Source organism: Yersinia rochesterensis (genome assembly GCF_003600645.1).
GTDB classification, from domain to species: Bacteria; Pseudomonadota; Gammaproteobacteria; order Enterobacterales; family Enterobacteriaceae; genus Yersinia; species Yersinia rochesterensis.
This window is the reverse complement of sequence record NZ_CP032482.1, coordinates 1,269,864-1,293,383: the sequence shown is the minus strand read 5'-3', so window position 1 is coordinate 1,293,383 and position 23,520 is coordinate 1,269,864. Positions and strand designations below refer to the sequence as shown.

Below are 23,520 nucleotides of genomic sequence, written 5' to 3'. Positions count from 1 at the left end.
CAAAGATAAAAAACCCCCGGCATGCGGGGGTTCGGGTTAATTCAATTCATTGCGAGGCAACATTATCAGGCGGTTGCGTTTGCATCCAACACTTCGCGGATGCGGGCCTTGTACGTTTCCAGTTTTTGCGGGGTCATCATGCGGCGCTCATCATCCAACACCACACCGCCGACATCATCAGCAATACGCTGGGCTGATTGCAGCATCAACTTAAAGTTTTGATGTGCATCGCCATAAGACGGCACCATCATAAACATTGAGACACCCGGCGTTGAGAAGTCAGACATAGTGTCAGGGTCAAAAGAACCCGGTTTCACCATATTTGCCAAGCTGAATAATACTGGGCCACTGCCAGCCGGGCTAAGATGGCGATGGAAAATCCCCATTTCACCAAACTGGAAGCCAGACTGAAGTACACTTTGTAGTAGCACTTCCCCCCCAAGAGCCCCGCCATGATGGGCTGCAACATGCAGCACCAAAACGGTTTCTTTCAGCTTTTGTGGTTTCACTTCAGGAGCTGGAGCGACAGGCTCTGGTTGTGATTCCACAGGTTGCGGAACCACCCGAGCGGCATGTGTAGCCACAGGTTGTGGTTCTGCGTGACGCGGTTGTGAGTCATATTCCCCAACCGAGCCAAACAAAGGATCACGCTGTGATTCATGCGGTGGTTGCTCAGCAGATAGCCCACCCAAAAGAGGGTCATCGTTTTCTATTTCCACTGAGCCTGTTTGCACTGAAGCAAAAGGTTTCTGGCGAGGTTCCGCCTTAGCCGAAGCCGGTTTGGTTTCAGTATGCTGAATTACCGGCAATTCATCGTCGTCTTCATCAAGATGATTAAACGAAGGCTTCTCTTGTGGATGAGCAGTGCGGACGCGCACTTCTCCCACCCCTTCATCGAGAGTCTCGATCGGGGTTTCAATTCGTTCTTGTTTCGGACGTTTAACTGGGCGATCGCGAAAAATTGATGAGCGTTCTTTACGGCTGGTCCATAAACCATGCAATAACAACGCTATTATGGCGATCGCGCCAACAACGATTAATATCAGACGCAAATCCTGCATCATTACTATCTCTGTTGTTCCTATACATTGCCACCGCGGCAAACATTCACCCTTTAACTCTATTTCCCAACGTACACAAGTGCAAGTCCGTGCTCAATTTTCTTCAAAGAAAGATGATTATACTAGATGTTTTGCTTATTTTTCGCACAAAATGTGACTATGCAGTGGGAAATCATACCGATATGATACACCGGTCAACAAGCTTATAGAGAACTGAATGGCATGGCGTATACGCAAAAAGCAGTAAAAAAGGTCAATGGTATCCATTATTTTGCCCAAGGATGGCAGTTAATTTCCCGTCCGGGTATCCGGCGATTCGTGATTTTGCCTTTATTGGTGAATATTCTGCTGATGGGAGGAGCTTTTTGGTGGTTATTCAACCGGATAGGTGACTGGGTTCCCCAGTTAATGAGTTATGTCCCTGACTGGTTGCAGTGGCTCAGTTATTTATTGTGGCCTGTAATGGTGATTTCAGTGCTACTGGTGTTCAGTTATCTATTTAGTACCCTCGCCAATTTCATTGCGGCCCCCTTTAACGGTTTGCTGGCCGAACAGTTAGAAGCCAGCCTGACCGGTAAACCGCTACCAGACACCGGTATTATGGGTATCCTGAAAGATCTGCCACGGATTATGGCGCGTGAATGGCGGAAATTAGCCTATTACTTGCCACGGGCTTTGGTGCTATTGCTGCTGTACTTCATTCCCGGTATTGGCCAAACCCTCGCTCCGGTTCTGTGGTTCCTGTTTAGCGCCTGGATGCTCTCGATACAATATTGTGATTACCCTTTTGATAACCATAAAGTGAGTTTTCAGCATATGCGCAGTGCTCTGCGTCAAAATAAGGTCGATAACCTGCAGTTTGGCGCTTTAGTGAGTTTATTCACTATGATTCCTTTCCTCAACTTGGTGATTATGCCAGTCGCGGTCTGTGGTGCCACAGCAATGTGGGTCGAGCGCTACCGCGATCAGTTTGTTCAGTCATCACAATAATTTTGCCTGGGCGTGCTGGTCGCGCCCCTATTGCCGAGAATAAAAGTGATTTACCAAGATTAAAAGTTATTGGGATTAAAACTTATTTCCTAATAACATATCGATATACCAATTCCTTACTTCCATAGCCATACTGTTAGCGTATGCTTTGAACGATTCCTACATTTTCATAGAGTTAAAGGACGGGCTATGAGCAAGATATATGAAGACAACTCTTTAACAATCGGCCATACGCCGCTGGTTCGTCTGAACCGTATCGGTAACGGGCGCATTTTGGCGAAGGTTGAGTCACGCAATCCAAGTTTCAGTGTTAAATGCCGTATCGGTGCCAATATGATTTGGGACGCCGAAAATCGTGGCATTCTGACCAAAGACAAAGAACTGGTAGAACCGACCAGTGGTAATACCGGTATCGCGCTGGCATTTGTTGCCGCCGCACGCGGTTATAAATTAACTCTGACCATGCCCGAAACCATGAGTATTGAGCGCCGTAAACTGCTCAAAGCACTGGGGGCTAATTTGGTGCTAACCGAAGGCGCCAAAGGGATGAAAGGGGCCATTGCCAAAGCAGAAGAAATTCAAGCAACCGATCCAGACCGCTATCTTATCTTGCAGCAATTCAGCAACCCAGCGAACCCAGATATTCACGAAAAAACCACCGGCCCAGAAATCTGGGAAGATACTGATGGCGAAGTCGATGTTTTTATCGCGGGTGTCGGTACCGGCGGTACCCTAACCGGTGTCAGCCGCTACATTAAAAATACCAAAGGCAAGGCGATTACCACGGTTGCGGTTGAACCAACAGATTCTCCGGTAATTACTCAGGCATTAGCTGGCCAGGAAATAAAACCCGGCCCGCACAAGATTCAAGGGATCGGCGCTGGCTTTATTCCCGGTAACCTCGACCTGAGTCTGGTTGATCGTGTTGCACTGGTCACCAATGATGAAGCCATCTCGATGGCGCGCCGTTTAATGGATGAAGAAGGCATTTTAGCCGGTATTTCTTCTGGTGCAGCCGTTGCAGCAGCGGTCAAGCTTTCTGAAGAAGATGACTTTACTGACAAAACAATTGTGGTTATTCTTCCGTCCTCGGGTGAGCGCTATTTAAGCACGGCGTTGTTTGCAGATTTGTTCACTGAACAAGAGCTGCAACAGTAGTCAGGCCGTCGCACTAAATGCTAAAAAAGCACCCTCGTGGGTGCTTTTTTTGTGGCGCGCTTCAAAGTTTTTACTACATAAAGATTGATTTTACCCTCTGGGTTTAGTATTTAACCGGTCAATTATTTCGATACGCGAAATTAATCACGTATTGAGCGCCTCTCTGGCTGAATCGATTTATCAATTATGCAACACAACAAAAAATGTCATCACTGAACGCTGATTGAAGACATAACGCAAAGAGAGCATTATTCTTAAAACTGATAGTGATGATTTTAGACCTGAATTAGGGTTGCATCAGAAACTGTCTTTGTGACTTGTCACTGGTTGAGGCATAGTCATGCGCGAGTTGAATGATGAGTTATGCGCGCACCAATACAGGCTAAAGTTTGGTTTTTACACTAAACTTTAGCTCCACAACATAAATCCAATAAGTTGGGGAAATACAATGTTCCAGCAAGAAGTTACTATTACAGCACCAAACGGTCTGCATACCCGCCCTGCTGCCCAGTTCGTAAAAGAAGCAAAAGGCTTTGCAAGCGAAATTACCGTGATTTCTAACGGTAAAAGCGCTAGTGCCAAGAGCCTGTTCAAACTGCAAACTCTGGGCCTGACCCAAGGGACTGTTGTTACGATCTCGGCCGAAGGCGAAGATGAGAAGAAAGCTGTTGAGCATCTGGTAAAACTGATGGCAGAGCTTGAGTAATCACGCGTGCTTTTTTAGTTAACACCAGTCAAGAGTAAGGTAGGGTTATGATTTCAGGCATTTTAGTATCACCGGGTATCGCTTTTGGTAAAGCACTTTTACTGAAAGAAGATGAGATTGTCATCAACCGGAAAAAGATCTCTGCTGACCAAGTGGAGCAAGAAGTCGAGCGTTTCAAAACTGGGCGGGCTAAAGCTGCTGAACAGTTGGAAGCGATCAAGACCAAAGCTGAAGCCAGTCTCGGCGAAGAGAAAGCTGCCATCTTCGAAGGGCATATCATGCTGTTGGAAGACGAAGAGCTTGAGCAGGAAATCATAGCCCTCATCAAAGATGATAAGCAGTCTGCGGATGCCGCGGCTTATTCCGTCATTGAAGGCCAGGCGAAAGCACTGGAAGAACTGGATGACGAATACCTGAAAGAACGTGCGGCTGACGTACGTGATATCGGTAAACGCCTTCTGAAGAACATTCTCGGCCTGACCATTGTTGATTTGAGCGCTATTCCGGATGAAGTGATTCTGGTTGCAACCGATTTGACCCCGTCAGAAACCGCGCAGCTTAATCTGGATAAAGTGTTAGGGTTCATCACCGATTTAGGTGGCCGCACCTCTCACACCTCGATTATGGCTCGTTCACTAGAATTACCGGCTATCGTCGGGACCAGTAATGCGACCAAAGAAATCCAGAATGATGATTATTTGATCCTCGATGCGGTCAATAACAAAATTTATTTAAACCCAACGACTGAAGTGATTGAGCGACTGAAAGCGGTGAAAGCTCAGTACATCACCGAAAGAAATGATCTGGCCAAACTGAAAGACTTGCCTGCAATAACCCTTGATGGTCATCAGGTTGAAGTGGTTGCCAACATCGGCACAGTGCGTGATATCGCCGGTGCTGAACGTAATGGCGCTGAAGGTGTAGGTCTGTATCGTACCGAATTCCTGTTCATGGACCGCGACTCTCTGCCGACTGAAGAAGAGCAGTTCCAGGCTTATAAAGCCGTTGCGGAAGCCATGGGCTCTCAGGCAGTTATCGTCCGTACTATGGACATCGGCGGTGATAAAGACCTGCCGTACATGAACTTGCCAAAAGAAGAAAACCCATTCTTGGGCTGGCGTGCCATCCGTATTGCTATGGATCGCAAAGAGATTCTGCACGCACAGCTGCGCGCCATCTTGCGTGCATCGGCGTTTGGTAAATTGCGTATCATGTTCCCGATGATTATTTCGGTTGAAGAAGTACGCGAACTGAAAGCAGAACTTGAGCTGCTGAAAAGCCAATTACGTGAAGAAAATAAGGCCTTTGATGAAACTATCGAGGTCGGTGTGATGGTTGAAACACCTGCGGCGGCGGTCATCGCTCGCCATTTAGCTAAAGAAGTTGACTTCTTTAGTATTGGGACAAACGATCTAACTCAGTATACTCTGGCTGTAGATCGTGGCAATGAGCTGATTTCTCATCTCTATAATCCAATGTCGCCATCGGTATTGGGCCTGATCAAACAGGTAATTGATGCATCTCACGCTGAAGGTAAGTGGACCGGTATGTGCGGTGAACTTGCTGGCGACGAACGTGCTACACTGTTGCTATTGGGCATGGGGCTGGATGAGTTCAGCATGAGTGCGATTTCGATCCCACGCATCAAGAAAATTATCCGTAATACGAATTTCGAAGATGTGAAAGTGTTGGCGGAGCAAGCACTAGCTCAACCAACAGCGAAGGAATTGATGGATTTGGTTACCACATTCATCGAAGAAAAAACGCTCTGCTAATTCCACGATACTGGACTGCTGCCCAATATAAACTCTAAATAATTCGAGTTGCGGAAAGGTGGCAAGTGAGAGAGTCCCGATGAGCTTACTGTGTTGTAAGTGATTCGGGTGATTGAACGCAGCCAACGCATATGCAGCTTGAAGTATGACGAGTATAAATACTTAGGAGAAGATCATGGGTTTGTTCGATAAACTGAAATCACTGGTTTCAGATGATAAAAAAGACAGTGGCACTATTGAAATCGTCGCGCCGTTGTCTGGTGAGATCGTCAACATCGAAGATGTTCCTGATGTTGTTTTTGCAGAGAAAATCGTTGGTGATGGGATTGCCATCAAGCCTTCAGGCAATAAAATGGTTGCTCCTGTTGACGGCACCATCGGTAAAATTTTCGAAACTAACCATGCTTTTTCTATCGAATCAGACAGCGGCATTGAGCTGTTCGTCCACTTCGGTATTGATACTGTTGAACTGAAAGGCGAAGGCTTCAAACGCATCGCTGAAGAAGGCCAACGCGTCAAGAAAGGCGATGTAGTTATTGAGTTCAATCTGGCCCTGCTGGAAGAGAAAGCCAAGTCTACTTTGACGCCGGTGGTTATCTCCAACATGGACGAGATTAAAGAACTGATTAAACTGTCCGGTAGTGTCACCGTGGGTGAGACGCCGATTATTCGTATCAAGAAATAATTTCATACGAATATGGAAAACGGCGCCTTTGTGCGCCGTTTTTGTTTGATAATTTATTCTATCGCACTCCAACGCGGCACTCGCAAGATAATCACCAACCCACCCTGCTCGCCGTTTCTTGCTTCAACCTGCCCACCATGCGCCAAAATCACCTTGCGGGTGATGGCCAGACCCAGACCATAGCCTTTGCCGGAGAGAGCTGATTGGACCCGGACAAAGGGATCAAAAATACTGGAGAGTTTACTGTCTTCAACACCCGGCCCTTGATCAGAAACCTGAATCTGGTAACTCTCATCAGTCAATGAAAGCACCACTTTTACCTGTTGGCCTTGGGCGGAGAATCGCAGCGCATTACGGACAATATTATCAATCGCCCGCCGCATCAGCTCGGCATTCCCCTTGACGGTATAGTCAACTTGCGGTGATACCTGTAGCAGTATTTCAACACCCGGCACCTGTGCTTCATAGCGAGCATCATTGACCACCACGGCCACTAACTCGTACAAATCGAAATACTCGTCATCATCGGCGATATTGTGATTTTCGGTGCGAGATAACGCCAATAACTCACCAATCATCTTATCCAGCCGTTCAGATTCATGTTCAATGCGCAGCAATGAATTTTCGACATTTTTGGGGTTTTGACGTGCTAATCCAATCGCTAATTGCAAGCGAGCCAGTGGAGAACGTAATTCATGAGAAACGTCGTGCAATAATTGCTCGCGGGCACTAACCAACTCTTTCAGCCGCTCAGCCATTGAATCAAAATCACGCGCCACTTCGGTCAGTTCGTCATGGCGATGACGCATAACAGGCAACAGCCGCACCGACAAATCGCCCTGCGCCACCCGTTCGAAACCAGCACGCAGTTGGCGCATTGGCCGCGTCAGGTTCCAGGCCAGCAAGGTACTGAAGAACAAGCCGCCCAGCACTCCCATCCAAATCATGGGGATCGGAATGTTCAATATTTCATGGCGGCCTCCATCGGACCTTCCCTGTTGATTGACTTCCCGCAATCCATCAATGTCGTAACTGATACGATAATTCTGACCATCCGATCCTTTGACCCAAGCTGTAACTTCTCTACTGTAAAATTCTGGCCCTCGACCTTTGGCTGGCAACGTTTTATCCGGTGATTCCGTCGTCACTTGGGGTATTTCTGTCGCTGGCAATACCGAAAAGTGATTTTTATCTGTTTCCGGCCAGTTCGCCGTCATGGCATTTAGGGCTGGCAGGCCACCACTTTGTAGCACCGAGGCCGCAGAAGCGACCTGTAACTTAGCAATCTGGCGTATCATTTCGCGCTCAAGTGGTTCATGGCGATTGCCGTAAAAGGAAAATACCACCCAGAGCATCTGGGTCATTAAAATAAAGGTCAGCCAAAACCCCAGTAGGATTTTCCAGAATAACCGTCCACGCATACTTAACTGACTCCACCAATGGCAATTATCTGATGCGGTAGCCAATGCTACGGACCGTTTCAATATTTAACGTATTCCCCGGCAATGCCGCGAGTTTCTGTCTGATATTGCTGATATGCACATCGACACTGCGGTCATAGGCTTCCCGCGGCCGGCCTAAGCCTTTGTCAGATAACTCATCTTTGGTGACCACCCGCTCTGACGAGCGCAATAACAATTCCAATAAATTAAACTCAGAAGCTGTCAAATCAAAGGGTTTGCCCTGCCATTCACTGCTGCGGGTCGACGGATTGAGCATCAAGTCGCTATGTGTAATGACACTATCATCCGCCGAAAGCGCATCGGGGTGCTCGTCAAAACGGCGTAATACTGCGCGCAGTCGGGCCACCAATTCACGTGGGTAACACGGCTTCGGCATATAATCATCAGCGCCCATTTCCAGGCCGATAACACGGTCAATATTGTCGCCTTTGGCCGTCAGCATAATAATGGGTAAACGGTTTTTTTTACGCACTTGGCGCAAAACATCGATGCCACTCATGTCAGGCAACATAATGTCGAGAATCAAGGCGGTATAGTCCCCAGACAAAGCCGCGGCAATGCCCGCTTTACCGGTGACGACCAATTCGGCATTAAAACCCTCGCCGCTTAGGTATTCCCTCAGCATGCTGCCCAGCTCAACATCATCATCGACTAACAAAATTTTCATCTCTTCGCTCTCCAGCCTGATTTCGGCTATTTTCATGCCTATTTGACTTGCGCGCAGCCGATTTTACTCAATCCTTACATATCCTTGAGTTTTATTTGATTCACCCTCATCGGCTTTGATGGGTCAATAATCCCATGGCCGTTGGTTTCACTCTTTTCTTCATTGTAGCTCAAGGAATTTTGACCGATTATGCAATAGGTTACAGCCGATGAATATCATGCGGGTCTGCGCTACAGCGCGCCCAAAAGATGGGGGTGACAATAGGGTTTGGGATTGAGTAGGGTTTGAAATTTTTGCAATGTGTTATCGAGCAGGACGTGATTCAAACCCGGCTCGAACCACAATGAATCATCAAGATAAACGCTAACCCAATGATCTGTTTTGGGTTCATCAAGGGGAAAATCCCCTTTAATTACTCAAAAACTCCAGTTGATAAATAGCGGTCCCCGCGATCACAGATAATCGCCACAATCACCGCACCTGGGTTTTCGGCGGCTACTCGCAATGCCCCGGCCACTGCACCACCGGAGCTAACACCGCAGAAAATTCCCTCTTCTGTGGCCAGGCGGCGCATGGTTTGTTCAGCTGAAATTTGTGTGATATCCAGCACCTGATCCACCAGCTCGGAGCGGAAAATTCCCGGCATATATTCTGGTGACCAACGACGAATTCCCGGAATACTGCTGCCCTCGGCCGGTTGCAAGCCGATAATAGTTATCTCCGGATTTTGACTTTTCAGATATTGGCTAACCCCTGTGATAGTGCCGGTCGTCCCCATGCTGGAAACAAAATGGCTCACTTTACCCGCGGTTTGCTGCCAGATTTCCGGCCCGGTACCGGTAAAATGCGCATACGGATTGTCAGTATTATTAAACTGATCCAGCACCTTACCCTGCCCTCGTGCTTGCATCGCCAGCGCTTGATCCCGCGCGCCCTCCATACCCTGCTCACGGCTGACCAAAATCAGCTCGGCCCCATAGGCGCGCATGGCGGCCTGCCGCTCTTGGCTCATGTTTTCCGGCATCAGTAATTTCAGCTTATAGCCCTTGATGGCGGCAATCATCGCCAGCGCAATGCCGGTATTACCACTGGTGGCTTCAATCAATACATCGCCCGGAGATATTTCTCCGCGCAATTCCGCTTGCTGGATCATGGCCAGTGCCGCCCTGTCTTTCACCGAACCGGCCGGATTATTGCCCTCCAGTTTGACCCAAATCTGTGCATTCAGCCCTTGGCTCATGCGTTGCAGTTTTACCAGTGGGGTGTTGCCGATGCAGTGTTCGAGGGTCGTCACATTCATTACCTTTAGATACCCTTTCTTCTTGAAGCGGCAGAGGTGTTCGCCGCTCCAATGACTTTGGGTATGACTCTGTGTTTACAAAAAGAAGAAAAACCTATCAGGCGCTTTGGGCTAAAGCAATGGGTTGCAGCAATTGATCGCCAGAATATAAGCGCGCATTTAACCCGCCAACATAATAGCGATTGCCGCGCACCGGGGCGTCAATGTTACCTTCTGGCAAGACCACGCTGATAGGATCCTGATGCCAACCAATAGGTTGCACTGTTAATTGCCAGAAGTGGCCGCGCGGGCTGACTTCAAGCACCTGAACCGGCAGCGGACAGCGGGCACTTGATTGAATGTTGACTTCCATCTCCCAAGGGCGCAGGAAGAGATCCACATTGCCTTGGTGCATTGGGGCTAAATCCAGCGGCCAATGATGGGCACCAATAAACAGCTGTGACCCGCGAATTTCACCGCTCAGGCGGTTAACTTCACCGAGGAACTCCAACACAAAGCGAGTCGCGGGGTCGCGCCACACTTCATCGGGTGTCCCGACCTGTTCAATATTGCCCTGACTCATCACCACCACTCGATCAGCCACTTCCATGGCTTCTTCTTGATCGTGCGTGACAAAGACGCTGGTAAATTTCAATTCATCATGCAACTGGCGCAACCAGCGGCGTAGCTCTTTGCGCACTTGCGCGTCCAGGGCACCAAACGGCTCGTCCAGCAACAGAATTTGTGGTTCAACCGCCAGCGCGCGCGCCAAAGCCACTCGCTGCTTTTGGCCACCAGAAAGTTGTGATGGATAGCGGCTAGCCAAATGGCCCAATTGCACCATTTCCAGCAATTGCGACACTTTCTGCTTGATAGCCGCCGCATTTGGGCGCTCACGGCGAGGTAACACTGTCAAACCAAAAGCAATGTTATCGAACACCGTCATGTGGCGGAACAGCGCGTAATGCTGAAATACAAACCCAACACGGCGGTCACGGGCATGCAAGCGGCTCACATCAGTGCCGTGGAAACTTAAACGCCCGGCGTTTTGGTTTTCCAACCCGGCAATAATGCGCAATAAAGTGGTTTTTCCCGAACCAGAAGGGCCAAGCAAAGCCACCATTTGGCCTGAAGGAATATCAAGTGTGATGTTATTCAGCACTTTGGTGCGGCCAAAATACTTACTGATATTATCAATCTCAATGCTCATGCTTTTTGCTCCTGTTCGAGACGAACAACCTGACGCGCTAAGCGCCATTGCAGGCCGCTTTTCAGAAAAAGGGTCACTATTGCCATCAGCGTCAACAACGCGGCGGCGGTGAAGGCCCCGGCGGTGTTGTAATCCTGATGCAATAACTCAACTTGCAGCGGCAAGGTGTAGGTCTCGCCACGAATAGAACCGGAAACCACCGAAACCGCACCAAACTCACCAATAGCGCGGGCGTTGGTCAACACCACGCCATACAGCAATGCCCAGCGAATGTTCGGCAAGGTCACACGGCGGAACATTTGCCAACCTGAGGCCCCCAACAACACGGCGGCCTCATCTTCCTGACTGCCCTGACTCATCATCACCGGCACCAGTTCACGCACCACAAATGGGCAGGTGACGAAGATGGTGACCAGCACCATTCCGGGCCAGGAGAACATCAATTGGATATCGTGAGAATCCAACCAACCGCCCACCACGCCGTTTGAGCCGTAAAACAACAGATACATCAAACCGGCAACCACCGGTGAAACGGCAAACGGAATATCAATTAATGTCATCAATAACTGGCGACCGGGGAAAACAAACCGCGTCACCAGCCAAGCCAGTACCACACCGAATACCAGGTTCACCGGCACGGTAATCAGCGCCACCAGCACCGTCAGCCAAATGGCGTGCAGCATATCGGGGTCAGATAAGTTCTGCCCGACCACCTCGATCCCTTTCGAAAATGCGGTGATAAAGATCCACACCATCGGGATCACTAGCAGTAAAAACGAGAACAGTGCGCCGATGGCGATCAACGTCCATTTGCCCCAGTTGATGGGCGGGCGGGCCACACCATTAAATTCTGTGATATCAGCCATCAATGCCCCCCTATCCGCCGACCAAAGCGACTTTGTAACGTGTTAATCCCGAACAACAGCACCAGTGAAACCGCCAGAATGACTGACGCAATGGCGCTGGCTGCCGGGTAATCAAACTCTTGCAAGCGGATGAAAATCATCAGCGAAGTCACTTCCGTCTTCCAGGCGATGTTACCGGCGATAAAAATCACCGCGCCGAATTCACCCAAACTGCGGGTAAAGGATAATGCAGTGCCCGCCAGCAAGGCCGGAGCCAATTCCGGCATCACCACCAGACGGAAACTCTGCCAGCGGCTGGCCCCTAAAGTTTCCGCCGCTTCTTCATATTCTGGCCCTAACTCTTCCAATACCGGCTGCACGGTGCGCACGACAAACGGCAAGCTGGTAAAGGCCATGGCGACCGCAATCCCTAACCAGGTAAAGGAGACTTTGATCCCCAAAACATCGTATAACCAGGCACCGTACCAACCGGTGGTGGAGAACAAGGTTGCCAGTGTCAAGCCCGCTACCGCCGTGGGTAAGGCGAAGGGTAAATCCATCAAACCATCAAGTAAACTGCGGCCGGGGAATTGATAGCGCGTCAAAATCCAGGCCATCAACATGCCAAATACCGCATTGAAAATACTGGCTACACCGGCGGCCAGTAAGGTGACTTTATAAGCGGCGACCACCTGAGGGTTGGTTATCACCTCCCAATACTGTGCCCAACTCATCTGAGCAACTTGCATCACTAACGCGCTGAGTGGTAATAACAAAATCAGGCAGGTGTAAAGCAGGCTGCTCCCAAGACTGAGGGTAAATCCGGGCAGAACCCGTTTACTCGATGCCGACATCATTACTGATGACCTTCTGCTAACAATTTATCCAGCACGCCGCCAGTGGCGAAGTGAGTGCTCATCACCTGTGGCCAACTACCGAATTGCTCTTCAACGCGGAATAATTTGGTATCAGGGAATTGGGATTTAGCCGCTTCCATCGCCGCTTTATCATAAACACGGTAGTTAAAGCTGGTGATTACCTGCTGTGCCGGTGGACTGTAGAGGTAATTGAGATAAGCTTTGGCGGCTTTTTCAGTGCCATTTTTCTCGACATTTTTATCCACCCAAGCTACTGGGAATTCCGCCAGAATATCGACTGGCGGGACAATGACTTCATATTTGTCGCTGCCATACTCTTTGCGAATATTGTTCACTTCAGATTCGAAACTGATCAGCACATCACCCAAGCCGCGCTCAACAAAAGTGGTGGTCGCCCCTCTACCGCCGGTGTCAAAAACCACCACGTTTTTCAGGAAACGCTTCATCCAATCACGGGTTTGGGCCTGGTCTTTACCATTGGCTTGTTCAGTTGCCCCCCAAGCGGCCAGATAGGTATAACGGCCATTACCGGAGGTTTTTGGATTCGGGAATACCAGCTTGACGTCTTCGCGCACCAAATCATCCCAGCTATGGATGTTCTTTGGATTGTCCTTACGCACCAGAAAAGCCATGGTGGAGTAGAACGGCGAGCTGTTGTTAGGTAAACGCGCTTGCCAGTCAGGCGGGATGAGATTGCCGCGGTCATGCAAGATTTGCACATCAGTGACTTGGTTATAGGTCACCACGTCCGCTTTAAGCCCTTGCAAGATTGCCAACGCCTGTTTGGAGGAACCGGCATGAGATTGTTTGATGGTCAGCTTGTCACCAGGATTTTGCTGTTCCCACTGTTTTTCAAAACCGGGGTTTAAGGCACTGAATAACTCGCGGGACACATCATAAGAACTATTAAGCAGCTCGGTGGCACTCGCGGTTGCACTGCCGAAGATTAGCGCGCTAAATAAGGCAACTCGAGTCCATCCATTTTTCTTTATTGAAATCTGTTTCATTTTGCACCTTATTCACTGGGTTCATTCGGCAGCAAGCTTCTTCATTGAGAATGTTGTGCCCTTAAATTATGTTCAGTGTATTTATAACTAGGTGCATACCTATAACGCTTTTATATACCGTTTAGTGATGTTCAAGTATCAAATGCTCTAAGCCAGTCACGATGCTGGTCGCCAGCCACCTATTTCACTTATGTCTGGTCAATAAAAAGCCCGGCCAACCTGCACCGGGCAATAAAAAGTCATTATTTTACTTCTGTGTCACCACACTGACATGATTTGGGCCAACAGCACCACTGAATGGCTTGCCGTCAATGGCATCCACCATCCGTAAACCCGATGGGCGCACCCAGCGCTGCACACGGGATGGCATATCAAAACCAATGAGCAGAATCACGACGAATGTCAGGCTAAATGAGAGTGAACCCAACGCCGTACCGAGGCTGAGATGCTGAGCAATTGAAGCCCCTAGAATGGGCGCTAGCGCCCCGCCCAATGCGCCAACGTTATAGGTAAAGCCCAGCCCCGCAGCACGTTGTTCAGTGTCAAAGTAGCCGCCCAGCAGTTTTGGTAATAACCCGGCAATCCCTTGGCCCAACATCTGTTGCAGGAACAATAACCCGCCGAGGAACAGGATGCTGCTGCCCTGAATGGCAAACAGTGGAATTATCAGTAATTGTGAAATCAGCAAACTGGTGACATAAGCTTTACGCGTTCCCAGCCAATCCCCCAGGAAGCCCCCGACACAGCAGCCCACCGCGGCACCAAACCCACTAAAGAACAATATATTGCCCACAGTATGCGGGTCATAGCCCAAATCCATTTTCAGATAAGTGGGCAATAATGCCTGAATCGGCCATGAGTAGAGGAAGGCACAGAACACCACCACCATCAGCATCACACCGGTCGGCCAGCGATCACCACTGGTTTGTACCATAAAGTAGACGAATACTGCCGCACAAAGAATACCAAGGATCACCACGACTGGGGTAGATACCATGCCGGTGAAACAAGCATAAAGGGCGGCGGAGGCAAAGATGGTCAGCGCAATATTCAGGTAGCTCAAGTTGCTGCGATACAGAATATCCACCATGTTGCGGTCATTAGTCTGCTTCGACTGCTGTTGTTTACTTTGTGCTTTTTCCCAATCTTCTGCTTCCGGCAGATTTTTACGCAACCACAAAGCAAAGATAATTGGCAGTAAGCCAATGTAGAAAAGCATACGCCAGCCGAATGCCGGGACCACATAGCTATAAGCCTGAGCGGCTAATACGGCACCAATAGAGAAACCAGAAATCAGGAAACCGCTGGCTTTGTTACGCATATTCTTCGGCCAGCTCTCCATCACGTAGGTAGAACTGGAGCCATACTCCCCCGCCATCCCGATACCAATAATCAGTCGGGCAATAAACAGCGTGGTGTAACCCGGTGCCAAACCACAGGCCAAGGTACCAAAGGAGAACAGCACAATACTGGTGATCATGGCTAATTTACGGCCATAACGATCACCCATAGCACCCAGCACCAAGCCCCCGAACCAGCGCGAGATAAAGGCCGCTGAAATCAGACTGGTTGCTTGAATCAGCGTCAAACCGAATTCTTGTTTAATATCAGTCAGAACCAGAGTAATAAGAACAAAATCAAAGCCGTCCAGGGCATAACCGATCCAGGCGGCAATAAATGCCTTCCATTGTGCAGGGGTGAGCTGCTTATACCAGCGCAATGGTTTATCCCCACGAGGTGGTTGGTCCGTTTGTGGTTGTACTGAAGTGCTCATATCGTCGATCTCTCCACCACCAGCTAAGTTCACTGGCAGAAACTGTTTTCCTCGCGGCAGGTAAACCCTAGCAACTGATTGTTTAAAATCACTTAATCTGTCACTACCCGAAGGTTCTCGCCACATTTATATTTATGTGGTTTTACTCCAAACAAAATGCATAAGAGGAGTAAAACTCCATTTGAGTGTATAAGATCAGCCCGCTATTTCAATCACAATGTGTCTAAAACGTGACAAAGATAGCGAAATGCCAGAGTGAGTAAGATAAGCAACAGAATGATGGGGTATTTACCACTGCGGGCGAAAGATCTCCGCAGCAGCAGCTAGATATGGCAGCAGAAAAAGATTACCGGTCATCCATTTTGACTGACGGCTTGGGTTGTTTTACGTTTAATGCTTTCTGCCTGAGCAGGATCCGCTTTGACTAACAGGGCATAAATCAGATCCAAAACAAACAATTGCGCAATTTTGGTGCCGATGGAGTCCCCTTGCAACTGCCCCTGACGGTTACCGTTAATCAGCACATAATCGGCCAGTTCCGTAATGGTGGAGCCCATATTGTGCGTCAGCGCCACTGTGGTGGCACCGGCCTGCTTCGCCAGTTTTAGTGCTTGCACGGTTTCGGCTGAGGTACCCGAATGGCTGATACCAATTGCCACATCACCGGGGCGCATCAAAGAAGCCTGCATATACATGAAATGATTATTTGTGGCCGCATCGACCCGCAATCCGATACGCATCAATTTACCTTTGGCATCTTCCGCAGTGATACCGGATGAGCCAACACCAAAAATGCAGATGCGATCAGCCGGGCGCAATAGCTTAACCACCTGTTCAACACTCTCAAAAGACAGCAGATTCAGAGTTTCAGACAGCACATTATTAATTGCCGATTGCAATTTATTGCCAATCGCCAATGCATCATCGCCCTCTTGCACATCAGCATCTAACAGGCTGTTTTCACTGTGATGGCGGGTTGCCACCTCAATGGCCAAATCCATTTTGAAATCTTGGAATCCTTTATAACCCAGTGTGCGGCAAAAACGGATGATAGTGGCTTCACCGGCCTGTGTCAGGGAGGAAAGGTCGGCAATAGAAAGCTGAGTAACTTTGGCGGGTTCCGCCAAAATATAGGCGGCAATGCGCTGCGCTGAGCGGGTCAGGCTATTTTGCATCGCACCCAAGGCATCAAGAATTTTACCTGGCTTAAAACGGGGGGCACCAGTATTCACGCGGACACCTCAAGGGAAAGAGAATTGACGGATAGGGACGCTTCTGCCGCGCATCATGACATAATTGGCCCATTTCGTGAAGACAAATGGCGGTATTGTGCGGGGTGAGATCAATAAAAAAACCCCGGGGGTCCGGGGAAGATGTCAAAGATAACGTGCTTTCTTATTATTTAAAAATCATAGAGATAATTCGTTATGCAATAAACTATGATGAACTTTCACCACTACTTTCTTGATAGTGCCCGCCCCCGCAATCTGGCAACCTGGCTTATGAGGTTCGCCCGGTAGAAATACCGCAAACATCCCCGGTAGCATGCGTAATTGGCTTTTATCTGGAATCTCGGCAATCAGTTGATAGTCATCGTCAGCATGATAAGGTTCGAGATGCTCAGTGGGTGTCAGAGTCGAGTATTCAATGCCTTCAATGCCACTTATCAGCAGTTGAACATCTGCATAAGTCCGGTGCATTTCGGCCTTCTTATTTTCAGCCGGTTGGGTCTCAAACTCCATCACATTCATGAAAACAAGCTCGTCGTCTATTTCATGACGCCCGCAACTTAGCTCCGCCAACGGCGTCTTAGCCAAATAGGCTAAAACCCATTGCAGACGTTCTGGTAACCCACTGAAAAAAGCTGTTTGTGTTAATGATCCGCTGATCATATTGGCCTCAATAGTTTTGCTATGATGTTATGACTACAGTGATGATCTGGCCCACAGTGCCGCGCCCAACAACCCGCTATCTTGCTGGTGATGGGCAGCCTGAACTGGCACACGATAGATTTCCGGCAATATATTTTGTGCCCCAATAACCCGCTCCAAATACCCCGCCGCCAGCCCAACACTGCCGCCCAAAATGACTATTTCCAGATCCAATGCCATTTTCATATCGGCCAGCATTTGAGCAATCGCAGTCGCGGAGCGGTTAATAATATTTTCTGCATGAATATTACCAAGTTGTGCCAATTCAAATACTTTGGCGGCAGCAACCGGTTGTTTCCAACCCAGTGTTTCTGCGCCGATTGCCGTCCCGGAGGCGACACTTTCAACACATCCTCGACGGCCACAGCCACATAACAGGCCGTGGGGATCTGCCAATGTGTGGCCAATGTGACCGGCCAATCCATGATGACCAACCAGCAATTTTTTATCCAACACGATGCCGCCGCCCACACCGGTGGAAACCGTCACGAACATCATATTTTTTACAGAAATTATATTTTTTACCGAAATTTCATTGTTACCATCACGACTTAACGCCTGATACTCAGCCCAAGCGGCCGCCTGCCCATCATTGAGCAACACACAAGGCAAATCAGTGATCGACTGGATGCAATCTTGTAACGGAAAATCCGCTAAACCGCCCAAATTCGCAGGATTAAGTGCCGTCAAGCGGCCACCATTGATAATGCCAGTTGAAGCAACCGCAATAAAATCAACCAGATGCCGATAAGGTGCAATCAGCGTTTCCAGTGCTATCGCCAGCTGTGCTGCCCCGCCATGTGGTGTCGCTATTTGCTGACGGCCAACTAACATGCCGCTCTCAGTCACCACCGCCGCAGCAATCTTTGTTCCACCGATATCCAGTGCCAACACTTTTCCCATCTGGCGCAACCCCCTATATCTGTAATGATGTTGATAGGATGACTATGACAATTTTCTTGTCACAACTCCATTATTATTTTCATACTGGAGTTACGCTCCACAATAAATACTTTTTGACCCAATTAATGAAAGGTTGACCATTGCACCCTACAGATAAAAGATCTAACATAATGGAGTAAAACTTCATTTAAAATATTTTATCGGAGCTAAAGACCGTGAGCAATCTGAACCTAAGTAAAAAAAGTCGTCTCCGCCACCAGCTCCAAAATGGCCTTATCGCCTCGTGCCAACCTGTCCCCGGCAGCGCCATGGATACGCCAGAAATTGTGGCGGCAATGGCATTAGCATCACTGGCGGGTGGTGCGGTTGGTCTGCGTGTTGAGGGCATTAGGAATATTGAAGCGGTGCGCCGGGTTACCGATGCCCCCGTTATTGGCATTATTAAACGTGATTTGTCTGACTCAGAAGTCAGAATCACCCCCTGGCTGGAAGATGTAGATGCGTTAAGTGCCGCCGGGGCCGATATTATCGCTTTTGACGTCACCTGCCGCCCTCGCCCAGTTTCAGTAGAAGATTTATTCCAGCGGGCAAAAGCAACAGGCTGCCTGACAATGGCAGATTCCTCTAATATTGAAGATGCTCTGTTAGCGCACCGGTTAGGTATCGATTTTATCGGCACCACATTGTCGGGTTATACCCAAACGTCAATTCCCACCGAACCGGACTTAGAACTGGTAAAACAGCTATCCCAAGCGGGCTGTAGAGTGATTGCAGAGGGCCGTTATAACTCGCCAGCATTAGCCGCAGCGGCAATATCAGCAGGCGCTTATGCTGTCACCGTCGGTTCTGCCATTACGCGTATAGAACATATTTGCAGTTGGTTTTGTGAAGCTATTCAACAAAATACATCACAAAAACACGAAGCAGCAAAACAGACGAAAAACTGATCACACGAGATGTCACTTGTACCCAAAACTATTTTGGCTAACCATGCCCCCACTCTCTCTGATTTATTAAGGATGCGTATGAAAAAGTTAACCGGCCTGATCGCAGCTCCGCACACTCCCTTTGATGAGCAGGGTGAAGTTAATTATCCCGTCATCGACCAAATTGCCGAGCATCTGGTCAATGATGGTGTGACAGGGGTCTATGTGTGTGGCACCACGGGTGAAGGTATTCATTGCTCAGTAGAAGAGCGCAAAAAAGTTGCCGAGCGCTGGGTAAAAGCGGCGCAAGGTAAACTGAGTATTACCTTACATACTGGCGCATTGAGTATTAAAGATGCCGTCGACCTTTCTCGCCATGCCGAAACACTGGATATCTTCGCAACCTCGGCCATCGGCCCTTGCTTCTTCAAACCGGGTAATATTGACGACCTTATTGCTTATTGTCAGGCAATCGCGGCAGCGGCTCCCTCGAAAGGCTTTTATTATTATCATTCCGGAATGTCCGGTGTGAATTTGGATATGGAACAATTCCTCATCAAAGCCGAATCAAAAATCCCAAACCTGTCAGGGATTAAATTCAATAATGCGGATTTGTATGAATTCCAGCGCTGTCTGCGTGTCAGCGGCGGTAAATTTGATATTCCATTCGGGGTTGATGAGCATTTACCGGGTGGTCTGGCCGTCGGCGCTATTGGCGCAGTTGGCAGCACTTATAATTATGCAGCGCCGTTGTTCCATAAAATTATTGCTGATTTTAATGCAGGTAACCAAGTTGCTGTGCAACGCGGTATGGATCAGGTTATTGCACTTATTCGCGTCTTAGTTGAATTTGGTGGTGTTGCCGCTGGTAAAGCAGCAATGCAATTACACGGCATTGATGCCGGTAATCCGCGCTTACCATTGCGCACACTGACCAAAGAACAGAAACAGACCGTCGTCAACAGAATGCGCGACGCAATAGCGATGTAATTACAATACCGAATGAGTCACCAAAAGATAAAGGCCGGGAAACCGACCTTTTGTCATTCAGAATAAGAGCAATTATAAAGACAATAATTTAGTTAGTGACGGCGCAAAGTAATAACTGCCGGTCACTGGCTTACTAAAACCTAATAACAGATCGTGCTTGCCGTCAATTGAGCCGAACATGCTCAATAATTGCTGCTCGATATTGTGTAAGCGCGCACAATAGGCAATGAAATACAAACCGTGTTTACCGCTGGCGGTGCCGTAAGGCAAACTTTGACGTAGAATTTTCAGCCCTTTGCCATTCTCTTTAAGGTCAACCCGGCTAACATGGGAAGTATCAGGGCGCTGGTCCGATGGCAACTCTTCGCTGTCATGCTTGGTCCGCCCCACAATTTGTTCTTGTTTATGTTCCGGGATACGCTGCCATTTTTTCAGGTCATGCTCATAGCGCTGAACTAATACATAACTGCCACCGGCATCTTCTTCGCCCTCAGCAATGACAGCAACTTCTGGCCGACTTTCTCCTTGCGGATTCTCTGTACCGTCAATAAAGCCAGTAAAATCACGCTCTTCCACCCAACGGAAACCATGGGTCTCTTCTTCAACTGCAATAGCATCACCAAAAGCGGCAATAGCGGCTTGTGCTAAAGTAAAGTTAATATCTTGGCGTAATGACTGAATATGAATCAATAAATCACGTTGGGTGGCAGGAGCAATCATCGGCGCTTTGCCCAAGGCAACAAAAGGCTTTAATTCTGGTGCACCTTGACCATTGGATAGGTCATGCCAAATATCTGAACCAAACGCGATAACTGCGCCCAAATGCTCATTAGGGAATTTTTGTTGTAACTCTTGCAATGAAAGGCAGAATTTTTTGCACCCTTGGCGAATGGCATCAAATTCGCCCTGTACTCTTGCTTCCATAAAAATGGCAAAACGGCAATGCTCCAGCAAAATGCCACTCTGAACTTGAGTCATTTCTTTTCCTCACTAAAAAACCATATCGATTATGCCAAATATCATAACTGAAGCGATTAAAATAACCTTGTGTCAACGCAAAATAAAATTGGGTGAAGGGAAAAGGGTTTTTAACGGGATGGGATTATTATTAAGGCGCTAAATGTAAGCCGCGCCTTAACAGGAGAATAATATTTATTCGCTTTTAGCACGCCAGATAATCTTGCTCACTTTCCAGCTTTGCAAAGTATCGTCAGATGGCATTAAGCCCTCAGGGCCATGCCAGTTGCCCGCAAATAAATAGCTAACATGCTTGCTATCGGGCGCGGCACATTCTATTTGCCCACTATCATCACCAGTGCCTTTCTGACAAACACCAAAAGCTTTTTTATATAACTGACTGAATGGCGCACCAATACTAACGCCCCATTGGCTCGGAATATCTTTATCCATGACATCAATGCGCTCTACCGTGCCTTTGGGCTGACCAGAGATAACCAACTTAACTTGGTTTTCTTTCATGGCTTGGTAGAAAGAAACCAGCTTGCCATCATTAGTTGCCATACCGCTGCGCAACCGATAATCACCTTTCAGCCCTTCTTTAATCTCATTTTCGCTCAAAGGGGTACTGGCCGTGATACCACCGACACCATTATCAGTCACTTGCATACTGCTGCTGCCACTAAACCAATTAAGCGGAGACAAACTTGACCAAGAAAACCCGGACGTGGCTGAACACCCGGCCAATAACAGAGGGGCCCCCAGTAATAACAAGCGCACCCCTGACAACCGTAGGCGAATATTCATCTAAAACTCCTTAAAAAACCACTGCATCCCATCAGCTTGTCTGCAAAGAACATTTTCTACAAAGAACCTTTTTACAGAGAACCTTGCACAGAAGCAAAAGCATGACAGTTGAAAAATGATAACCAGAGATTGGAGTCCAACTCGCTGAAAAAGTGCCATAACACAATCAGCTTTCATCATTCTTTCTTATAATCAGTAAATTCTAATGTGATTTTAGTCTAGTATTGGGTAGCGAGGCCGAAAAGGTCTCTGGTTTCAAATGCAATAATTCATTCATTGAAGGAGCAATAAAATGAAGAAACTGACCTTAGCTGCCACCTTGGTTATGTTATGCAGCACGCCATTACTGGCGCAAAGTGCGACAAACACTGCGCAAGGGGGTTTTGACGGCCCGGCAACAACACAGGCTCAGCCAGCAACACAAGGCGGCTTCTCTGGCCCGAGCACCAGTAGCACGACGGTAGATAAAGTGAGTACCATGCGTGATGACGCCTATGTCACTTTACAAGGGAGCATCGTAGAGCGGCTCAGCCATGATACCTATACTTTCCGCGATAGCACCGGCACCATTACGGTGGATATCGACAGCAAGCGTTGGAAAGGCCAAACCATTACGCCACAAGATAAAGTCCAAATCGAAGGGAAAGTAGATAAAGACTGGAACTCTGTGGAAGTCGATGTGAAAAACATTACCAAGATTAAATAATCAATCTGATAGCTAAAATTATGGGAGTCGCAGCTCTTTGGCTTGCGACTCCAGATAATAATGTCACGCCGCACAATCATTGGAAGCGCAGGTAAGCAGCAAGTGAATAACAAATCGGTCGGGAACCGATTTGAACAGCATTTATGCTAGCCCGTAGGGTGAGCCTCCAGGATGAGGCTCATTAATCCCGATGAGTCTATTTATTTTAAGGTCAACGGGCAGTCAATGATTCGGCCAGGTAGACACTAACACCTTAATTCCCTCAGCAGGTATGAATTAAATATATTTAAAATTCAACCCACTAAACCCTCAATACTCCTGATCGACAATCAACCGTTTGCCCAGCATGATGCTGTCTTGGGTTTCGTAATCGAGCTTTTCATACATGCCAATGACTGCGTCATTGTCTTCGCGCACCATGATATTGAGCTTCGGGCAGCCACGGGCGATGAGTTTCTTCTCAAGGCGGCTGATCAGCGCATTGGCAAAGCCACGACCACGAAAGTCAGGGTGAACTCCCAGATAATAAGCGGAGCCTCGGTGGCCGTCATAACCGCCCATCACCGAGCCGACAATCGCGCCGCTGACTTCCGCTACCAGGAACAATTCGGGGTCATGATTCAGCTTACGCTCAATATCCATTTCTGGGTCGTTCCATGGCCGCAACAAATCGCAATGCTCCCACAGCAGAATCACTTCTTCAAAATCGCCTTGCTGAAATACGCGGATTTCCATGGATATTCGCACCCTTGAGTAAAATGAATATGTTGATCATTACGCCTTATTATATCACGCAATAATA

Annotated in this window: 22 protein-coding genes and 1 pseudogene; 8 read left to right on the top strand and 15 right to left on the bottom strand. The window is 48.3% G+C overall.

The features are described 5' to 3' along the window. Positions 1 to 65: 65 nt before the first annotated feature. A complete protein-coding gene (zipA, locus tag DXZ79_RS06000) occupies positions 66 to 1,064 on the bottom strand; it encodes a cell division protein ZipA (RefSeq protein WP_162928730.1) in 999 nt (332 codons plus the stop codon). 219 nt (positions 1,065 to 1,283) lie between these two features. On the opposite strand from zipA, the gene cysZ reads away from it, so the two are divergent. From cysZ to crr, 5 genes are all read left to right on the top strand, one after another. Continuing rightward, positions 1,284 to 2,051 carry a sulfate transporter CysZ gene (gene cysZ, locus DXZ79_RS05995; RefSeq protein ID WP_038634976.1) on the top strand — a complete coding sequence of 256 codons (768 nt, stop codon included), beginning with the start codon at positions 1,284 to 1,286 and terminating at the stop codon, positions 2,049 to 2,051. A 189-nt stretch (positions 2,052 to 2,240) separates the two neighbouring features. Next, on the top strand, positions 2,241 to 3,209 hold the full coding sequence (gene cysK / locus DXZ79_RS05990; protein WP_038634979.1) for a cysteine synthase A: 969 nt from the start codon (positions 2,241 to 2,243) through the stop codon (positions 3,207 to 3,209). A gap of 448 nt (positions 3,210 to 3,657) precedes the next feature. Continuing rightward, a complete protein-coding gene (gene ptsH, locus DXZ79_RS05985; RefSeq protein WP_004393588.1) occupies positions 3,658 to 3,915 on the top strand; it encodes a phosphocarrier protein Hpr in 258 nt (85 codons plus the stop codon). A gap of 47 nt (positions 3,916 to 3,962) precedes the next feature. Continuing rightward, the gene (gene ptsI / locus DXZ79_RS05980; RefSeq protein WP_038634982.1) at positions 3,963 to 5,690 is read left to right on the top strand and encodes a phosphoenolpyruvate-protein phosphotransferase PtsI; all 1,728 of its coding nucleotides are present in this window, start codon (positions 3,963 to 3,965) and stop codon (positions 5,688 to 5,690) included. Between the two features lie 175 nt (positions 5,691 to 5,865). Beyond that, the gene (crr, locus tag DXZ79_RS05975; RefSeq protein ID WP_004392561.1) at positions 5,866 to 6,375 is read left to right on the top strand and encodes a PTS glucose transporter subunit IIA; all 510 of its coding nucleotides are present in this window, start codon (positions 5,866 to 5,868) and stop codon (positions 6,373 to 6,375) included. A 53-nt stretch (positions 6,376 to 6,428) separates the two neighbouring features. Here crr and DXZ79_RS05970 read toward each other — a convergent pair whose 3' ends face one another. From DXZ79_RS05970 to DXZ79_RS05920, 11 genes and pseudogenes are all read right to left on the bottom strand, one after another. After that, entirely contained in the window at positions 6,429 to 7,796 is a 1,368-nt protein-coding gene (locus tag DXZ79_RS05970) for an ATP-binding protein (RefSeq protein ID WP_038634984.1), read from the bottom strand. Between the two features lie 25 nt (positions 7,797 to 7,821). Further along, entirely contained in the window at positions 7,822 to 8,505 is a 684-nt protein-coding gene (locus tag DXZ79_RS05965; protein ID WP_038639669.1) for a response regulator transcription factor, read from the bottom strand. A 412-nt stretch (positions 8,506 to 8,917) separates the two neighbouring features. After that, positions 8,918 to 9,799: a cysteine synthase CysM gene (gene cysM / locus DXZ79_RS05960; protein ID WP_038639672.1), complete on the bottom strand. Its 882-nt coding sequence runs from the start codon at positions 9,797 to 9,799 to the stop codon at positions 8,918 to 8,920. Between the two features lie 103 nt (positions 9,800 to 9,902). Further along, entirely contained in the window at positions 9,903 to 10,994 is a 1,092-nt protein-coding gene (cysA, locus tag DXZ79_RS05955) for a sulfate/thiosulfate ABC transporter ATP-binding protein CysA (protein WP_038634987.1), read from the bottom strand. After that, positions 10,984 to 11,860, bottom strand: a pseudogene (gene cysW, locus DXZ79_RS05950) (sulfate/thiosulfate ABC transporter permease CysW). Before cysW ends, cysA begins: the two are co-directional and overlap by 11 nt. Next, positions 11,860 to 12,696: a sulfate/thiosulfate ABC transporter permease CysT gene (cysT, locus tag DXZ79_RS05945; protein ID WP_038634993.1), complete on the bottom strand. Its 837-nt coding sequence runs from the start codon at positions 12,694 to 12,696 to the stop codon at positions 11,860 to 11,862. Before cysT ends, cysW begins: the two are co-directional and overlap by 1 nt. Then, positions 12,696 to 13,724: a sulfate ABC transporter substrate-binding protein gene (locus DXZ79_RS05940; RefSeq protein WP_050291466.1), complete on the bottom strand. Its 1,029-nt coding sequence runs from the start codon at positions 13,722 to 13,724 to the stop codon at positions 12,696 to 12,698. The genes cysT and DXZ79_RS05940 overlap by 1 nt, the downstream gene beginning before the upstream one ends. A gap of 247 nt (positions 13,725 to 13,971) precedes the next feature. Beyond that, positions 13,972 to 15,498: an MFS transporter gene (locus DXZ79_RS05935; protein ID WP_038634998.1), complete on the bottom strand. Its 1,527-nt coding sequence runs from the start codon at positions 15,496 to 15,498 to the stop codon at positions 13,972 to 13,974. A gap of 353 nt (positions 15,499 to 15,851) precedes the next feature. Next, positions 15,852 to 16,673, bottom strand: a complete 822-nt coding sequence (locus tag DXZ79_RS05930; RefSeq protein ID WP_458379671.1) for a MurR/RpiR family transcriptional regulator — start codon at positions 16,671 to 16,673, stop codon at positions 15,852 to 15,854. A 234-nt stretch (positions 16,674 to 16,907) separates the two neighbouring features. After that, positions 16,908 to 17,390 carry an N-acetylneuraminate anomerase gene (nanQ, locus tag DXZ79_RS05925; protein WP_120011154.1) on the bottom strand — a complete coding sequence of 161 codons (483 nt, stop codon included), beginning with the start codon at positions 17,388 to 17,390 and terminating at the stop codon, positions 16,908 to 16,910. A gap of 33 nt (positions 17,391 to 17,423) precedes the next feature. After that, the gene (locus DXZ79_RS05920; protein WP_050291468.1) at positions 17,424 to 18,332 is read right to left on the bottom strand and encodes an N-acetylmannosamine kinase; all 909 of its coding nucleotides are present in this window, start codon (positions 18,330 to 18,332) and stop codon (positions 17,424 to 17,426) included. A gap of 275 nt (positions 18,333 to 18,607) precedes the next feature. On the opposite strand from DXZ79_RS05920, the gene DXZ79_RS05915 reads away from it, so the two are divergent. Next, positions 18,608 to 19,279 (top strand): N-acetylmannosamine-6-phosphate 2-epimerase, encoded by a 672-nt coding sequence (locus DXZ79_RS05915; RefSeq protein ID WP_230852345.1) that lies wholly within the window; start codon positions 18,608 to 18,610, stop codon positions 19,277 to 19,279. 78 nt (positions 19,280 to 19,357) lie between these two features. Beyond that, the gene (locus tag DXZ79_RS05910; RefSeq protein WP_038635011.1) at positions 19,358 to 20,248 is read left to right on the top strand and encodes a dihydrodipicolinate synthase family protein; all 891 of its coding nucleotides are present in this window, start codon (positions 19,358 to 19,360) and stop codon (positions 20,246 to 20,248) included. 72 nt (positions 20,249 to 20,320) lie between these two features. Here DXZ79_RS05910 and DXZ79_RS05905 read toward each other — a convergent pair whose 3' ends face one another. Next, a complete protein-coding gene (locus DXZ79_RS05905; RefSeq protein WP_038635014.1) occupies positions 20,321 to 21,226 on the bottom strand; it encodes a Dyp-type peroxidase in 906 nt (301 codons plus the stop codon). Positions 21,227 to 21,400: 174 nt separating this feature from the next. Continuing rightward, the gene (locus DXZ79_RS05900; RefSeq protein ID WP_038635017.1) at positions 21,401 to 22,012 is read right to left on the bottom strand and encodes an RpoE-regulated lipoprotein; all 612 of its coding nucleotides are present in this window, start codon (positions 22,010 to 22,012) and stop codon (positions 21,401 to 21,403) included. Positions 22,013 to 22,304: 292 nt separating this feature from the next. On the opposite strand from DXZ79_RS05900, the gene DXZ79_RS05895 reads away from it, so the two are divergent. Then, complete coding sequence (locus DXZ79_RS05895; protein WP_038635020.1) at positions 22,305 to 22,718, top strand: YgiW/YdeI family stress tolerance OB fold protein; 414 nt, start codon at positions 22,305 to 22,307, stop codon at positions 22,716 to 22,718. 309 nt (positions 22,719 to 23,027) lie between these two features. Here the strand turns inward: DXZ79_RS05895 and DXZ79_RS05890 are convergent, their stop codons facing one another. After that, positions 23,028 to 23,453, bottom strand: a complete 426-nt coding sequence (locus DXZ79_RS05890) for a GNAT family acetyltransferase (RefSeq protein ID WP_004392525.1) — start codon at positions 23,451 to 23,453, stop codon at positions 23,028 to 23,030. Between the last annotated feature and the right edge of the window lie 67 nt (positions 23,454 to 23,520).

Excerpts from the sequence above, each read along its gene's own strand:
- zipA (WP_162928730.1), bottom strand. The coding sequence starts at position 1,064 with ATGATGCAGGATTTGCGTCTGATATTAATCGTTGTTGGCGCGATCGCC.
- cysZ (WP_038634976.1), top strand. The coding sequence starts at position 1,284 with ATGGCGTATACGCAAAAAGCAGTAAAAAAGGTCAATGGTATCCATTAT.
- cysK (WP_038634979.1), top strand. The coding sequence starts at position 2,241 with ATGAGCAAGATATATGAAGACAACTCTTTAACAATCGGCCATACGCCG.
- ptsH (WP_004393588.1), top strand. The coding sequence starts at position 3,658 with ATGTTCCAGCAAGAAGTTACTATTACAGCACCAAACGGTCTGCATACC.
- ptsI (WP_038634982.1), top strand. The coding sequence starts at position 3,963 with ATGATTTCAGGCATTTTAGTATCACCGGGTATCGCTTTTGGTAAAGCA.
- crr (WP_004392561.1), top strand. The coding sequence starts at position 5,866 with ATGGGTTTGTTCGATAAACTGAAATCACTGGTTTCAGATGATAAAAAA.
- DXZ79_RS05970 (WP_038634984.1), bottom strand. The coding sequence starts at position 7,796 with ATGCGTGGACGGTTATTCTGGAAAATCCTACTGGGGTTTTGGCTGACC.
- DXZ79_RS05965 (WP_038639669.1), bottom strand. The coding sequence starts at position 8,505 with ATGAAAATTTTGTTAGTCGATGATGATGTTGAGCTGGGCAGCATGCTG.
- cysA (WP_038634987.1), bottom strand. The coding sequence starts at position 10,994 with ATGAGCATTGAGATTGATAATATCAGTAAGTATTTTGGCCGCACCAAA.
- cysT (WP_038634993.1), bottom strand. The coding sequence starts at position 12,696 with ATGATGTCGGCATCGAGTAAACGGGTTCTGCCCGGATTTACCCTCAGT.
- DXZ79_RS05940 (WP_050291466.1), bottom strand. The coding sequence starts at position 13,724 with ATGAAACAGATTTCAATAAAGAAAAATGGATGGACTCGAGTTGCCTTA.
- DXZ79_RS05935 (WP_038634998.1), bottom strand. The coding sequence starts at position 15,498 with ATGAGCACTTCAGTACAACCACAAACGGACCAACCACCTCGTGGGGAT.
- DXZ79_RS05930 (WP_458379671.1), bottom strand. The coding sequence starts at position 16,673 with ATGCAAAATAGCCTGACCCGCTCAGCGCAGCGCATTGCCGCCTATATT.
- nanQ (WP_120011154.1), bottom strand. The coding sequence starts at position 17,390 with ATGATCAGCGGATCATTAACACAAACAGCTTTTTTCAGTGGGTTACCA.
- DXZ79_RS05920 (WP_050291468.1), bottom strand. The coding sequence starts at position 18,332 with ATGGGAAAAGTGTTGGCACTGGATATCGGTGGAACAAAGATTGCTGCG.
- DXZ79_RS05910 (WP_038635011.1), top strand. The coding sequence starts at position 19,358 with ATGAAAAAGTTAACCGGCCTGATCGCAGCTCCGCACACTCCCTTTGAT.
- DXZ79_RS05905 (WP_038635014.1), bottom strand. The coding sequence starts at position 21,226 with ATGACTCAAGTTCAGAGTGGCATTTTGCTGGAGCATTGCCGTTTTGCC.
- DXZ79_RS05900 (WP_038635017.1), bottom strand. The coding sequence starts at position 22,012 with ATGAATATTCGCCTACGGTTGTCAGGGGTGCGCTTGTTATTACTGGGG.
- DXZ79_RS05895 (WP_038635020.1), top strand. The coding sequence starts at position 22,305 with ATGAAGAAACTGACCTTAGCTGCCACCTTGGTTATGTTATGCAGCACG.
- DXZ79_RS05890 (WP_004392525.1), bottom strand. The coding sequence starts at position 23,453 with ATGGAAATCCGCGTATTTCAGCAAGGCGATTTTGAAGAAGTGATTCTG.